Annotated in this window: 10 protein-coding genes; 2 read left to right on the top strand and 8 right to left on the bottom strand. The window is 43.9% G+C overall.

Annotation, left to right across the window (positions count from 1 at the left end):
• The first annotated feature begins 10 nt into the window (after nucleotides 1-10).
• The gene (hemL, locus tag DXX94_RS13840; RefSeq protein ID WP_116016758.1) at nucleotides 11-1,297 is read left to right on the top strand and encodes a glutamate-1-semialdehyde 2,1-aminomutase; all 1,287 of its coding nucleotides are present in this window, start codon (nucleotides 11-13) and stop codon (nucleotides 1,295-1,297) included.
• Between the two features lie 82 nt (nucleotides 1,298-1,379).
• Here the strand turns inward: hemL and mrcB are convergent, their stop codons facing one another.
• The 4 genes from mrcB to DXX94_RS13820 all read right to left on the bottom strand — a co-directional run bounded on the left by mrcB (nucleotide 1,380) and on the right by DXX94_RS13820 (nucleotide 7,900).
• Complete coding sequence (mrcB, locus tag DXX94_RS13835) at nucleotides 1,380-3,764, bottom strand: penicillin-binding protein 1B (RefSeq protein ID WP_116016756.1); 2,385 nt, start codon at nucleotides 3,762-3,764, stop codon at nucleotides 1,380-1,382.
• Between the two features lie 34 nt (nucleotides 3,765-3,798).
• Nucleotides 3,799-4,851: a CNNM domain-containing protein gene (locus tag DXX94_RS13830; RefSeq protein WP_116016754.1), complete on the bottom strand. Its 1,053-nt coding sequence runs from the start codon at nucleotides 4,849-4,851 to the stop codon at nucleotides 3,799-3,801.
• A 143-nt stretch (nucleotides 4,852-4,994) separates the two neighbouring features.
• Nucleotides 4,995-7,562 (bottom strand): sensor domain-containing diguanylate cyclase, encoded by a 2,568-nt coding sequence (locus DXX94_RS13825; protein WP_116016752.1) that lies wholly within the window; start codon nucleotides 7,560-7,562, stop codon nucleotides 4,995-4,997.
• A 38-nt stretch (nucleotides 7,563-7,600) separates the two neighbouring features.
• Complete coding sequence (locus tag DXX94_RS13820) at nucleotides 7,601-7,900, bottom strand: hypothetical protein (RefSeq protein WP_116016750.1); 300 nt, start codon at nucleotides 7,898-7,900, stop codon at nucleotides 7,601-7,603.
• Nucleotides 7,901-8,053: 153 nt separating this feature from the next.
• Here DXX94_RS13820 and DXX94_RS13815 point away from each other — a divergent pair, with 153 nt between their 5' ends.
• Nucleotides 8,054-8,893 carry a 2OG-Fe(II) oxygenase family protein gene (locus DXX94_RS13815; RefSeq protein ID WP_116016748.1) on the top strand — a complete coding sequence of 280 codons (840 nt, stop codon included), beginning with the start codon at nucleotides 8,054-8,056 and terminating at the stop codon, nucleotides 8,891-8,893.
• A 95-nt stretch (nucleotides 8,894-8,988) separates the two neighbouring features.
• Here the strand turns inward: DXX94_RS13815 and DXX94_RS13810 are convergent, their stop codons facing one another.
• From DXX94_RS13810 to DXX94_RS13795, 4 genes are all read right to left on the bottom strand, one after another.
• The gene (locus DXX94_RS13810) at nucleotides 8,989-9,942 is read right to left on the bottom strand and encodes a PDZ domain-containing protein (protein ID WP_116016746.1); all 954 of its coding nucleotides are present in this window, start codon (nucleotides 9,940-9,942) and stop codon (nucleotides 8,989-8,991) included.
• A 9-nt stretch (nucleotides 9,943-9,951) separates the two neighbouring features.
• Complete coding sequence (locus DXX94_RS13805; protein ID WP_116016744.1) at nucleotides 9,952-10,401, bottom strand: hypothetical protein; 450 nt, start codon at nucleotides 10,399-10,401, stop codon at nucleotides 9,952-9,954.
• Nucleotides 10,398-10,973, bottom strand: coding sequence for a hypothetical protein (locus tag DXX94_RS13800; RefSeq protein ID WP_116016742.1), 576 nt, complete (start codon nucleotides 10,971-10,973; stop codon nucleotides 10,398-10,400). The genes DXX94_RS13805 and DXX94_RS13800 overlap by 4 nt, the downstream gene beginning before the upstream one ends.
• A 160-nt stretch (nucleotides 10,974-11,133) precedes the next feature.
• The gene (locus DXX94_RS13795; RefSeq protein WP_116016740.1) at nucleotides 11,134-14,325 is read right to left on the bottom strand and encodes an efflux RND transporter permease subunit; all 3,192 of its coding nucleotides are present in this window, start codon (nucleotides 14,323-14,325) and stop codon (nucleotides 11,134-11,136) included.
• Nucleotides 14,326-14,329: the final 4 nt, after the last annotated feature.

The raw sequence follows: 14,329 nt of genomic DNA, 5'->3' as shown, positions 1-14,329 counted from the left end.
AGGAAACCACATGCAAAAATCTGCAGAACTTTTTGAACAAGCAAAATCCATTATCCCAGGCGGGGTGAACTCACCAGTACGTGCATTTAATGGCGTTGGCGGTACACCGTGTTTTATTGAACGTGCTGACGGTGCCTATATTTTTGATGCTGACGGCAAAAAGTACACAGATTACGTGGGTTCTTGGGGGCCAATGATTCTAGGTCATAACCACCCTGCGATCCGCAACGCCGTGCTAAAAGCGGTTGAAAACGGTTTGAGCTTTGGCGCGCCAACAGCGCTAGAAATTGAAATGGCTGAGAAAGTACGTGAAGTCGTGCCATCAATGGAATCGCTGCGTATGGTGAGTTCAGGTACCGAAGCGACCATGAGTGCCATTCGCCTAGCACGAGGCTACACCGGGCGCGATAAAATCTTAAAATTTGAAGGTTGTTACCACGGTCACGCAGATTCATTGTTAGTTAAAGCGGGTTCTGGCGCCTTAACCATGGGCGTACCAAACTCACCGGGTATTCCTGAAGACTTCGCTCAGCACACACTAACGGTTAGCTTCAATAACCTTGACGAAGTTAAGCAGGTATTTGCTGAGCTTGGCGATCAAATTGCCTGTATTATTGTTGAGCCTGTGGCTGGCAACATGAATTGTATTCCTCCAGTTGCTGGCTTCTTGGAAGGTTTACGCCAGGTCTGTGACGAACACGGCAGTGTGTTAATCTTTGATGAAGTAATGACAGGTTTCCGCGTTGCCCTAGGCGGCGCACAAGCACACTACCAAGTACAACCTGACTTAACAACGTTAGGTAAAGTCATCGGTGGTGGTATGCCAGTAGGTGCCTTTGGCGGCAAACAAGCCATTATGGATTACATTGCACCAGTAGGACCTGTTTACCAAGCGGGTACACTTTCAGGTAACCCAATTGCTATGGCTGCTGGCTTAGCTTCATTGAATGAATTATGCCAAGGTGATAAGCACCAGCAACTCGCCGCAAATACCGAAAAAGTGGCGAAAGGCTTTAAGGCCGCTGCTGAAAAACACGGTATTGCGTTAAGCATTAACTATGTCGGTGCAATGTTTGGCTTCTTCTTTACCGAGGAAGAAACCATTACTAGCTATGCGCAAGCGACAGCGTGTGACGGTGAGAGATTTAAGCGCTTCTTCCACCTTATGTTGGAAGAAGGTTTCTACTTGGCGCCTTCAGCATTTGAAGCCAGCTTCTTATCAACAGCCCATACTGATGAAGATATCGAGAATACGATTGCGGCAGCTGAGCGCTGTTTTGCTAAATTAGCGGCTTAATTAGCAGCTTGCAAAATAAAACTCAAAAGCAGCGCATGGCGCTGCTTTTTTTATTGTCTAATTTGTTGTCTAAAGAAAGGGATTACCCCTCGTCACGACCAAATAATTTTTCCAGCCAAGAGCGTTTATCAACAATCTTTTCCATGCAGTTAGAATAGCTAAGTCCAATAGTAACCGCAGGGTAATACGCCATTTGCTGGCAATTTTCCTCAACCGCGTTGCCCGAAGTTAATTCAAAACCAACGTCTTTTACATCATTAGGCATAGGCCAGTTAAGATTGTTAACGCCTGCTTGTTTGAGGTAATTTGCAAACAGTACTAAGGCGCCGCTACTTCCAGTCAGTTGCATTGGCTTGTTATCGTCATGCCCTATCCAACTGGTGATTAGCTGCTCTTGATCATAACCAACAAACCAACTGTCTCTTTGGTCATTCGTTGTGCCCGTTTTACCCGCAACCTCAGCACCTTTTAAGCGCCAGCTAAGCGATTTTGCCGTGCCGCGCTCGGTCACTTGCTGCAATGCATAATTCATTAAATAAGCGCTTTGCGAGGAAATTCGCTGCTCATGACGAGGGCGATACTGCCACAAGGTTTCGCCGTTATGTGCGATAACATGAGTAATGGCATGAGTCCGCTCATAGTACCCTTGATTGGCAATGGGTAAATACAACTGGTTAATTTGATAGGGCGACATATTAACCGCACCCAGCAACATCGAGGGGCGCTCTGTCAGCGGCTTTTCGTAACCCAGCATCGCCATGGATTGCACCACATTATCGAGGCCTAATGACATGCCTAAATTAACAGTTGGAATATTCAGTGATTCTACCAAGCCATCAATCAGTGGCACTTGCCCTCTAAATTTTCCATCGTAATTTTTAGGGCGCCACTCTTTACCTTGCTCAGAGCCAAGGGTGATTGGTTTATCTTCAATCGGACTGGCAAAGTTAAATTGCTGGTATCGCTCTAGCGCGGGCAGGTAAACCGCTGGCTTAATTAACGAGCCTATTGGTCTATGGGCATCTAACGCACGGTTAAAACCGTTGTTATCAATATTTCTATCGCCCACTAGCGCCATGATTTCACCAGTGCTCGACTCGGTTACCATAGCAGCAGCTTGCAATGCACTTTGTTTATGTTTACGTTCAAGCTCCGATAACGTCTGCGCAGTTGTTTGCTCTAACAATAACTGAGCTTTCATTGAGAAGCCGGTAAAGACTTTGATGCCAGCATTTTGTTGCTGGTTTCCGAGCAAATCGGGCAATTCGCGCTTAACAAGCTGCATGTAGTTGTAAAAGTGTTGGCGTGTCATGCGTCGTTTACCGCGAATACCAAGGTTGGTTGCCATCGCTTGCTCGTATGTCGGCACATCAATCAAATGATGCTCAACCATAAGCTTGAGCACAAGATCACGACGCTTTATAGCATTTTCTGGTTTGCGCCACGGATCGTAGTAGCTAGGCCCTTTGATAACCCCGATGAGCAATGCCATTTGCGCAGGGGTTAGCTGGTTAAGCGAGCGACCAAAATAAAATTCCGAGGCCAAACCAAAACCATACACGCCATTGGCAAAGTGCTGCCCTAAATAGACTTCGTTAACATAGGCTTCAAGTAGTTGATCTTTGCTATAGCGATATTCGAGTAACAATGCCATTAAGGCTTCATTAACCTTACGAACTATCGTTTTTTCACGGGTTAAGTACATATTCTTAACCAACTGTTGGGTCAGGGTACTGCCGCCCTGCACAGTGCGCCCAGCGACAATATTACTGTATAACGCTCGCAAAATGCCGAGTGGCGAGACACCGCTGTGAAAATAAAAATCACGGTCTTCAACCAACAACAGAGTGTCCAACAAAGCTTCTGGCACTTGCTCTAGGCCAACTAACACTCGGTCTTCTTTACTGGATGGAATAATCCGTGCAACCAACTGCGGTGCTAATGTCACCGACTTAGCTAAACTGTTACCGTGGTAAACTTTAATCACCTTACCATTGACAATGTCGATGGTTAGTCGCGCTGCAGAAAATTCTTGACCGCGATAACTAAACTCTGGCTGAAAAATAATGATGCGTGAAGTCGACAAGGCAAACTGACCTGATCGCCACACTTTCGAGACCTTTTGATAGCCGGCGCGTGTTAATGATTTAGCAAGGTAAGTGAGCGATAACGGTTCTCCTGCACTTAACAATTCAGCACGGCTAAATACTTGCACGGGAACTTGCCAGCGCTGCCCTTCGAATTTTTCTCGCACTTTAGCATCCAGATAAACCACATAAATGACTAAAAAACACAGCACAAATAAGCCTATCTTAAAGCCAGTTGATAATAGCCAGCGGCCAATTGATTTACGTTTAGTGCTGTTATTTGCAGGCTTAGATTGAGAAGAGCGAGAAGACTTTGACGACAATGATTTTTTAGCAGCGCCAGCAGGTTTTGCTGCTGGCTTGTCTGATTTCTTGGGCATGTTAGCGGCTTATCAATTAACCAGTTAGCGGTGGTTAAGACTTTTCTGACTTAGTAGAAAATTTAGCTTTTAAACGGTGGCGATAATTCGCCTTCGCAAGTTTTTGCATATCTTCCACCTGATCACTTTCGTCAACGATTTCACGACCTAAGAAAGTTTCAATACAGTCTTCCAATGTTACAATTCCAGCGGTTTGACCAAAGTGGTCTTCCACTAAAAAGATATGTTCGTGGCGCTTAATAAATACGTCTAACAAATTCAGTACAGGGAAACTTTCTGAAATACGATAAAGTGGTGAGGCAACTTCCTTGACGGGAATATCGCCTTTGCCTTGGCGCTCACTTTCGTATAAATGAGCTTTTAGCAGTACCCCAGTAATATTGTCGATTGACCCTTGATATACAGGAATTCGAGTAAAGTTTGCGGTTTTGTCTGCACTTAATGCTTCACTTACAGTGATATCTTCCGGTAAAGCGTGAACGACACTACGAGGCGTTAGAATATCTTCCGTTTTCGCATCGCGAAGCTGCAAGATGTTTTCAACTAGCTGATTTTCCTGACCAACAATCGCCCCATCTTTATGACTCAATGCCGCTAGTGCTAGCACTTCTTCTCGGCTGATCACTTCGTTTTTGCCCTTGCTAAATAAACGCGTTAGGAACGAAGAAACCCATACTAGCGGATACACTAATTTCACTAAAAAGCCAATGATATACGCCGAAGGCACAGCTAAATTACGCCAAAACGTGGCACCTAAAGTTTTTGGGATAATCTCAGAAAAATACAGAATAGCGAGTGTTAGTAGGAAGGCGACTAACGTTTCTTTCGACTCACCAAACACTTGAATAGCCTGCGCACCAACGCCGGCAGCGCCCATGGTATGGGCAAAGGTGTTTAAAATTAAGATACTAGAAATCGATTGATCTAGGTTAGTTTTCACATTTTCCAGCACTTTACCGCCACGCGGTTTGTTTTTTAGCACCTGCGCGACATAGCTCGGCGTAACCGATAATAAAACTGCTTCTAAAATGGAACAAAGAAAAGATACGCCAATGGCGACAGTAAGGTAGATTAAAAGTAGTGTCATTAATCCGAGAAAATAAGTTAACTAGTGAACCAACAATATACCTAAACATGATAGCTATTAATAGCGTAATCGCATAACAGGTTAGCGTAATACTAATTGAATCAACGCATTGAAAGGCAAAATAGTGCTAAGTATTAACTGGGCTATTTGCTAGCCGTTAATAATGCGGTGGCCTTTTCACCTGCCATTGGCTTAGCAAAATAATAGCCTTGCCCATACAAGCACCCCATCTGGGTTAAGATGTCTGCTTCTTCCTGACACTCGATGCCTTCGCTAATGGTTGCCAATTGTAAATTAGCCGCCAAGTCGATAATGGTTTTGATGATCGCTCGGTTACTGGTTTTTAAGTGGGCATCGGTAATAAATGAGCGATCAATTTTCACCACATCGAGAGGGAAACGGTGCACGTAGCTCAAGCTAGAGTAACCCGTACCGAAATCATCCAGCAAAAGCTTGATGCCTAATTGTTTTAGCGCTTTCATGTTGGCGAGCACAACTTCATTTTCTTCTAATAGCACGCGCTCGGTTAACTCAATTCTCAAGTGAGCCGGCTCTAACCCAGCAGAGTTGAGAATATGGCTAATGTCATCAGGTAATGTCGGATTATAAAAATGATTACCAAATAAGTTACAGCTTACGTATTGTTGCTCACACAAGCCCTGCGCTTGCCACTGCTTAAGCTGGTCGCATGCTTTGCGCATGATTTGTAAATCGATATCAACTACTAATCCTGTTTCTTCCGCCACCGGAATAAATTGGTTGGGCATCACCATGCCGCGCTTGCTGCTTTGCCAGCGCGCAAGGGCCTCAAAACCTATCACCTTTGCTGAATCCAATTGATAAATTGGCTGGAAATACGGTGTAAACTCGTCTTGCTCTATGGCTTGGCGAATATCAGCTTCAAGCGATAACTCTTCTTGAATCTTCTGGTGCATACTGGCATCAAATTCTTCAAAACGCCCTTTACCACTGTCTTTAGCGTGATACATCGCAGTATCAGCATCGCGCAACATAGTTTCTGCTGATTCATAGCGATCATCGCTGAATAAAATACCAATGCTGGTCCCAATAAATACCGGCTGGTTATCGATGTTAAACGGCTGCGCTAGCGTAAAGGTAATGCGCTGAGCAATTTCATACACTTCGCTTTTGTCGTCAATGTCTTCTATCAAAACCACGAATTCATCACCACCTAAACGGGCGACGGTATCATTGGCACGAATAATACTTTTTAACTCTTTCGCAACCACCTTTAACAGCAAGTCTCCCGCATGGTGGCCTAAGCTGTCGTTAACCATTTTAAAGCGATCTAAATCGAGAAATAGCACCGCAAATTCCATCTCTGGACGACGCTTCATGTTATTAATCGCATGATCGAGTAGATCTAAAAACACCACACGATTTGGCAACCCGGTTAAATCATCATGCGAAGCGTTGTGCTTTAACATCTGCTCCACCTGTTTACGTTGGCGAATTTCTTCTTCTAACGCCTCAGTGCGCATTTTTACCTGCTTTTCGAGCATCTCATGTGTACGACGCTCATAGTCGAGAGTTTCGCGACGCTTAATTGCCATACTGACATGATGAGAAACAAAGTTAAGTAATTCAGCATCCTGCTGATTGTAAGTGATGTGCTTTTGATAGCTTTGTAGTACTAGTACGCCAATAACATCATCATCGGCGATCAAGGGGACACCTAACCAAGAGTTCGTTTCTTTTTGCGGTTTCTTCGTCTCGCCTTGGCGATAAAGCTCATACATTTCATCGTAAGACAGCAAACATGTTTGCTTGCGCCTAACCACCAATGCGGTATAGAGATCAGCTGACTTCTGCGGTAAGAAATCGCTGGCGGTATTACGCGAGTTTTGATCGAGGTAATAAACGAAATCTATGGTATCGCTTTCTCTATCGTACTTGGCTATAAAGAAGTTTTCGGCGTTTATTAGCTGGCCAATAATATTGTGAACTTGCCCGTAAAAGTCGTTGATATCTAAACCAACTCTGTTGGTTAGCTCTGAAATCCTGTACAAAGACTCTTGCAATAATTCTGCTTTTTCACGTTCGCGAATTTGCTCCATTAACTCGCGAGTTCGAGACGATACTGCTTTCTGCAATTGTTCATGATCTTGCAACCGCACCAACGCCGACACCACATGCTGTGCGGTATAGGTTAATAGAGCCTTGTCTTCTTCCGTGTAGCGGGTATTTTCGGTATAGCTTTGAATTGCCATTACACCGATAACGTAGCCATCTTGCAGCAAAGGCACGCCAAGCCAGTCCATACCCGCAGTACCGATATGATTAAGCACGCCATCGTTTGCCATTTGTTTGATCATATTAGGCGTTGCCAAAAGCGGCTCTTTTGACTCAATCACGTGGCTGGTTAATGAACCTCTAAAGCTTTCATAAGGTACCGGATCTTCAGGCACCTCATCTTCTTCATCTACATGATAAACAAACTCTAAAGTAGATAACGTTTGGTCATACATGACGATATAGAAGTTTTCAGCCGTCATGATCGCTTTTATCACCCGATGGACTTGGGCGTAAAAGGTACTCAGTTCTTTACAGTCTTGAGAAAGTTGATTGAGTTTAAATAACGCCGTGTGGCGTTGCTGTAGATTTTGGTAGGCGACTTTATATAACTCTAGCTCATCGTTCTGAAGCGATTCATCAGTATTAGACAACTTATCATCGGATGAATTATTCATGAATTTACACCTACCACCTTACCTAAGAGTTTTAACAGCTACTTATTTTCTTTTTCAAGTACTTCTTTCGCTTGCTCTAACTTGTCTTTATTACCGCAGATCGCTGGTTGTTTATCGTCGCGGTAATAACGCACTTGCACGCAGTCTTGTTCATAGCGGCGCTCTAATTCAGTACGCAGAATAGGTCGATCTTTAGCTTGTGTAATTTGACGCTGTAATACTTGGCATTGCTGCACTTGTTCAGCAGCTAAGGTGACATCTTCACAGGCATTTTCATTGGCTGCACAGCCTGATAGCAGCGTTAAAACACCTGCTGATAGTAGTAAATTTCTTGTCATTTGTTGAATTTATCCCCAGTTACAACAAGCATTTATTATAACCAGCCTAGTTTATAAGTCATAGTACAAACAAAAAAGCTGACCATATGGTTAAGTAATGATATAATCAAAATCAACTATAGTTATCACATAATGCCTTAGCAGGAGAAAGCGATGCAAGTACAAGTTGTGGATTATCAATCACCTGATGCACCTGAACAATTTGTAAAAAGTTTACGAGAAACAGGTTTCGGTGTACTCGTTAATCACCCGATCAAACAAGAAGTTGTTGAGTCTATTTACAAAAATTGGTACGAGTTTTTCACCAGTGACGAAAAGCAACAGTATGCTTTCGATCCAGAAAAGCAAGACGGTTACTTTGCGCCAGAAATTTCTGAAGTTGCCAAAGGCCACACCAAAAAAGACATCAAAGAGTACTATCACGTGTACCCTTGGGGCCGCATTCCTGCGTCGCTTAAAGATGAGATTATGGCGTACTACGAGCTTGCATCGAACTTAGCAACTGAACTGCTTGATTGGGTTGAAACGCACAGTCCGGCTGAAGTTGCAGCTAAGTACTCTGAGCCACTATCAAATATGATCAAAGATACACCGAACACATTGCTACGTGTATTGCATTACCCACCATTAAAAGGCGATGAAGAGCCAGGCGCAATCCGAGCGGCGGCGCACGAAGACATTAACTTGCTAACGATTTTACCTGCTGCTAACGAGCCAGGGTTACAAGTTAAGTTAAATGACGGTACTTGGTCAGACGTTCCTTGCGACTTCGGTAACTTAATTATCAACATTGGTGATATGCTGCAAGAAGTAACGGGTGGCTACTTCCCATCAACAAGTCACCGAGTGATCAACCCAACAGGTAAAGGCTCTGAAAACTCACGTATTTCATTGCCATTGTTCTTACACCCGCGTGACGAAGTTGTGTTGTCTGAACGCCACACCCAACGCACATACTTAGATGAGCGTTTAAAAGAGTTAGGTGTTAAGTAAGCCAAGTATGGCTCACATATATTGATATACGCTTTTAAGCGAGCAGTAAAACTAAAAACCAGCATTACTTGCTGGTTTTTGTATTTAATACGTGCTTATTTTTCACAAGCTTGCTCGGTAGTTTTCCAAATAACCGGCCCGGTATATTTACCCAGCGCTAAGTCTGTACCCCAATCATCGACCCAAGCTTTGTTGTGTGTATAAGCAATGTAATAGTTAGTATTGGGGGCAACATAAAGACTGAAGTCTCTAAAATCTCTTGGTGTATCGTACTTATTCCCCACTTTTAATCGATGTAAGCCAACATCAACCCGCACGCGAGAGCTATCTTTCATCCACGGATGACCATCGATTTCTTTAATCTCTGAGGTATTTTTCAAACCACTATATTTTGATGGTGATATCGACAAACTGTTCACTAGGATAATGCGCCCACAGTTTCCTTGGCTTGCCGTAATGTCACTATGCTGTTCTAGCCGGCTGGCAAAAATCGGGGCATTTTCCTCTAATTGCCAGTACGGTAGATGGCTACTATTTTTATTTGCTCCACTGCCAAGCGACTCCGCACTCATGAGTTGCCACTGCGGCAAATACTTAGCTTTAAGGTGTGTTTGCAAGCTTAGCATTTTATCGCCGCGCTTAACCTCCACCTTGACCAAAGAACCATTGGGCAAATACTGTAACTTGCGCGCTGCACCAACAACGCCGTCATCAAATGGCATATCATTGATTGAAACAATAATATCGCCGCTCTGGATCCCCAATTGACTCGCTTGGCTGCGCGGTGTTACTGAGACGACACGCCCAGGCTGACTAGCATCTAGAATGGCACCAAAACGACCGCTATCAAAACGCATACCTTGGCTCAAGTTCACTTTGATATCCTTAATTGGAACACCTTCAGCGACTTCCAAGGCAGTGATTTCAGCAAGTTTCTGGTTAATCGTTCTCACTAGCTGATCAGCGATCTGCTGTGCTTGAGCCGACTTCAATTCATTCGCATACGAGTTGGCCGCAACCAACAATAATACAGTAGCCAAATACTTCATTGGGCTTCCTCAAATCTCATACAAATCATGTGGTCGAGTATAAAACTCAACCATCAACTTCAATAAACTAGTGCGTCGTTGCCAAAGCTCGACGTTGTATAAATTACCTTTACCGCGTTCTAGTGTTTGGTCTATTACCGACAATTCATGGTGCCAGTTAGCCATTATCGCGCTATGACGTTCTGATAATTCAACATCGGCATATTGCGCTAGCTGCTGTTCATACTGATGGCTTTGGGTAATATAGTCCGGCATTGCCATCGGCGTTTGCCCCCAATGATACCACCATAGACTAAGCGCAATGAATGCCGCTAACACAGCCAAACCGACCGTTTGCGACAATTGTTTAAGTTGGTGAATGCGCCAAATGTCTTCAGCCAATAGCGGTGCCTTGCTGTTCTCCAACATATTCTCAGCGCTTTCAATACGCCATTCTAATTGGTCACTAAAGCGCGTCATTTGCAAACCTTACTAAACCAATTACGGATACCTTGAAGCGAGATCAAATCGAACAAGAATTGGTTTTTGGCTTCATTTTCTAAGCTGAGGTTAATCTTTTTGATAACGCTTTTTTGCTTTATGTTCTGGGCACTGTGCGAATAAACCATAGCACGTTGTGTAGGGCTTATTTCCTCGAGTAAGCGATTGTTTACCGAATGCTCTTCGGCACTTTCTGAACGAAAATTTCCTTGGTGAGTATCACGAGTATTATGGTTTGAGCGTGCGTTACGATGTTGCCGTGCCTGTTCAGCTAGTACAAAATAATGGCGACATGCTTTAACTGAACAATCTTCTAACCAAGGGCCAACGTCTTGTGGCAGCTTAATGTAACGAAGTTGTTTGAGAAAGTGAGCAAAGACCAGGCGCAGCAATTCAGCAGCGATTTCTTCATCACAAACAAGGTGCAGGCATATTGAGTAGACATCATCAGCGTAGTGTTGGTATGCAGCCATAAAACCACTTTGCTTGCCTTGAATCAGTAATTCAAAGTCATGCAGTGCTAATGAATGTGCAAACCTTGGTTGTTCCATTGTCCAATATCGTTATTTGCCTTGCTGGTATGTTGTTTTTGACTATTTAGGGTTTTTAACTATTTAGGGTCTTTCACTTTTTTACACTAAAGCCAAGCACAAAGCAAAAAGGGAGGATCTAAGATCCTCCCTTTTATCAGCAGCTTATTTGATGCTTATTTTAATTTGACTCCAATGGTTTGGCTGCCAAAGCCTGAGCGCTTTTCTCAACATCTGATTTCGCGCTCTTGTTACGCTTAAACAAGCCACGAATATCTTCAATCACTAAATACAGCGCCGGTATCATTACCAAGGTAACAACAGTGGCAAACAATACGCCGAATGCTAATGAAACCGCCATTGGAATAACCATTTGCGCCTGCATACTCGTTTCTAGCATGATAGGAACTAAGCCAATAAAGGTGGTAAATGACGTTAACACAATCGCTCGGAAACGGCGGCAGCCAGAATGAATCACGGCATCTTTAAGCGCCATTCCTTGACGACGAGAATTGTTAACATAATCAACCATTACCAATGAATCATTAATTACCACGCCCGCGGCTGCGATAATACCGAACATCGATAGCACATTCAGATCCATACCTAAGATCATATGCCCAGCCATTGCCCCAACAATGCCAAACGGAATCACCGTCATAATCATTAATGGTTGCGAGTAACTTTTTAGCGGCACTGCCAGTAAGGTGAAAATCACCATTAGCGATAGAATAAAGTCGCGTAACTGTTTATTCGCACTTTCCATTTCTTCTTGGATACGCCCAGACACTTGGCTTTGTACTTGCGGGTATTTGCGTAATAACTCTGGAATGTAGTTATCGCGAATATCTTTCGCCACCTCAAATGGTTCTACCTGCGCAGCGTCCACACTGGCCCAAACATTAATCGTACGATTGCTGTTTTCACGACGAATACTTGTAACACCATCAACAACAGAAATTGATGCCAGCTCCGACAGCGGCAGTTCTGCCCCATTTGGCGCTTGAATCATTACGTCGTCAACATGCCCGACAGCATTTCGCTCTTCCAATGGATAACGTACCATAACCTTGATTTCTTCACTGTCTCGTAAAATGCGTTGGGCTTCTAAGCCATAGAAACTATAGCCAACTTGAGAAGCAATATCTGACAAGGTTAAGCCTAAGCTGTAAGCTAGCGGTTTTAGGGTGAACTGCACTTCCTTGGCGCTGGTTTGGCGACTGTCGTTCACATCACCGACCCCTTTAAGGCTATTTAACTTAGCTTTTAAATCTTGTGCCGCAGCAAGCAGTTGATCGTCGTCTTGGCTTTCTAGTCTGAAGCTGATGTCGCCATCCTCACGACCACCGCCAAACAAGTTATCATCAATCGAGAACTGCTTTACACCCGGTAAGTTAGGGATAGCTTCGCGCCAACGATCGGCCAACTCAAACGTGTTCATCGCGCGTTGTTCTGGTTCGACTAATTTCACCATAATTTGTGCACGTGTGCGGCTGCGCAAATCAACCTGCATATTGGCAATCATAGGTTTACCAAATTCTGCTTCAATATCTTGATCAACTTTTTTCAAGATATTCTCAACCGTCAGTACGGTATTTAAGGTCGCTTTTTCTGCCGCATCAGTATTCATTTCAATGCTGATACGTGGGAAATCATGTGGCACCTTAGGTTGACCAACAAAGCGCACCACACCACCACTGTATAAGCCAGCACTGACCAGTAAGATGCTGATAAAGAACATGATTACACCGTAGCGATACTTCATTAGGGTCGTAATCGCAGGGCGATAGAAATGCTCAATGGTGTGCTTCATGCCGTTATCAACCGCGCCACGTAATCGATGAAGCGGGTTGCGAGGGTTAGGCGGCTTAACTTTCATGCTAATTAAATGGGCAGGCAGTATCAGCTTAGATTCCACCAAAGAGAATAATAAACAAAAGATAACGACATAACCGATAGACTGACTCCAAGCCGAACCTGGGCCATCACCTAATACCAGCGGAACAAAGGCAGCAATCGTGGTCAACACGCCAAAAGTTGCAGGCATGGCAACGCGTTTAACACCGCGAATTACGCTCTCTGGTGAGTGACCTTTGTCTTCAATTTCTGCATGAGCACTCTCGCCCATCACAATAGCATCATCAACGACAATACCCAGCACTAAGATAAAGGCGAATAAACTCGTGATGTTTATCGTCACGTTAATAAATTCGAGCGGCATGACCAGTAGTGTTCCCAAGAAACACACAGGTAAACCCATCATCACCCAAAACGCTAAGCGGATGCGTAAGAACAGTGCCAGCATCAGGAAAACAAGAATTGCACCGCTTTTCATGTTGTCTAGCATCATGTCTAAGCGGCCTTCAAGGTAGTAAGTAAAATCTACCCAAGTTTCTAATTTAACGCCTTCAGGTAGTTCTTTTTGTTTACGTTCCACAAAGTCACTCATGACTTTGGCTACATTAGTAATACTTTGCTCACCCGCGGCACCCACAAAGAAAGTTACCGAGTTTTTCCCATTAAACTTAGAATATTGCAAACCCTCTTGGAAACCATCGTTAATGGTTGCGATATCACCCAACAGAATTTTAGTACCATCGCCTAAGGTAATAACGGGAATTTGCTCGAATTGATGACCACGGTATGCCTGATTTTCAACGCGCAGGTTGATATAGCCATTTTCTGCACGAATTTGGCCAGCCGACATATTACGAGAGTGATCGCGCACCGCTTGGGCAACATCGCGGAAACTCAACCCGTATTCACGTAAACGATCTTTACTGACTTCAATTGAAATCTCATAGCCAAGGCCACTGTAGAATTCAGAAATATTAATCAGCGGCTGCTGCTGAATTTCATCGTGAATATTCTTACCTAAGGCTTTCAATTCTTTATTGGTTAAATCGCCGTACAAGCTAATGTACATAACCTCTTGGCGGTATTTAATACGCTCAACCACAGGGCGCTCCATACCGTCAGGAAATGAAGAGATAGAGTCAATTTGTGACTTCACTTCATCTAGCACCACTTGTGGGTCGTAATCTTCATCAACGCGGAAATAACCGCTAGAACCATTGCGGTTTGAGTATGTGATGACGCGATCTAAGCCTTGAATAGTTTCTAAGGCTTCTTCGATTTTAATGGTAATGCCCTCTTCTACTTCTTGAGGCGCAGCACCTGGGTATGAGGCATTGAATTCAATCCAATTAATTTTAAATTGAGGAAACATCTGCTTGCTGATGGTGCCAGCAGTTAGCAGGCCACCAATCAAGATAAAAGCCATCAATAAATTCGCTGCAACTGAGTTGCGTGCGAACCATGCAATTAAGCCTTTATGTGTTTCGGATATTTCGGCTGGGGTATACTTGCTCATCAGC

It is taken from the genome of Thalassotalea euphylliae, assembly GCF_003390375.1.
Lineage (GTDB): Bacteria > Pseudomonadota > Gammaproteobacteria > Enterobacterales > Alteromonadaceae > Thalassotalea_F > Thalassotalea_F euphylliae_A.
The sequence above is the reverse complement of the archived record's forward strand: the minus strand, read 5'-3'. Positions and strand labels throughout refer to the sequence as shown.

Excerpts from the sequence above, each read along its gene's own strand:
- hemL (WP_116016758.1), top strand. The coding sequence starts at position 11 with ATGCAAAAATCTGCAGAACTTTTTGAACAAGCAAAATCCATTATCCCA.
- DXX94_RS13820 (WP_116016750.1), bottom strand. The coding sequence starts at position 7,900 with ATGACAAGAAATTTACTACTATCAGCAGGTGTTTTAACGCTGCTATCA.
- DXX94_RS13805 (WP_116016744.1), bottom strand. The coding sequence starts at position 10,401 with ATGACGCGCTTTAGTGACCAATTAGAATGGCGTATTGAAAGCGCTGAG.
- DXX94_RS13795 (WP_116016740.1), bottom strand. The coding sequence starts at position 14,325 with ATGAGCAAGTATACCCCAGCCGAAATATCCGAAACACATAAAGGCTTA.
- mrcB (WP_116016756.1), bottom strand. The coding sequence starts at position 3,764 with ATGCCCAAGAAATCAGACAAGCCAGCAGCAAAACCTGCTGGCGCTGCT.
- DXX94_RS13825 (WP_116016752.1), bottom strand. The coding sequence starts at position 7,562 with ATGAATAATTCATCCGATGATAAGTTGTCTAATACTGATGAATCGCTT.
- DXX94_RS13815 (WP_116016748.1), top strand. The coding sequence starts at position 8,054 with ATGCAAGTACAAGTTGTGGATTATCAATCACCTGATGCACCTGAACAA.
- DXX94_RS13800 (WP_116016742.1), bottom strand. The coding sequence starts at position 10,973 with ATGGAACAACCAAGGTTTGCACATTCATTAGCACTGCATGACTTTGAA.
- DXX94_RS13810 (WP_116016746.1), bottom strand. The coding sequence starts at position 9,942 with ATGAAGTATTTGGCTACTGTATTATTGTTGGTTGCGGCCAACTCGTAT.
- DXX94_RS13830 (WP_116016754.1), bottom strand. The coding sequence starts at position 4,851 with ATGACACTACTTTTAATCTACCTTACTGTCGCCATTGGCGTATCTTTT.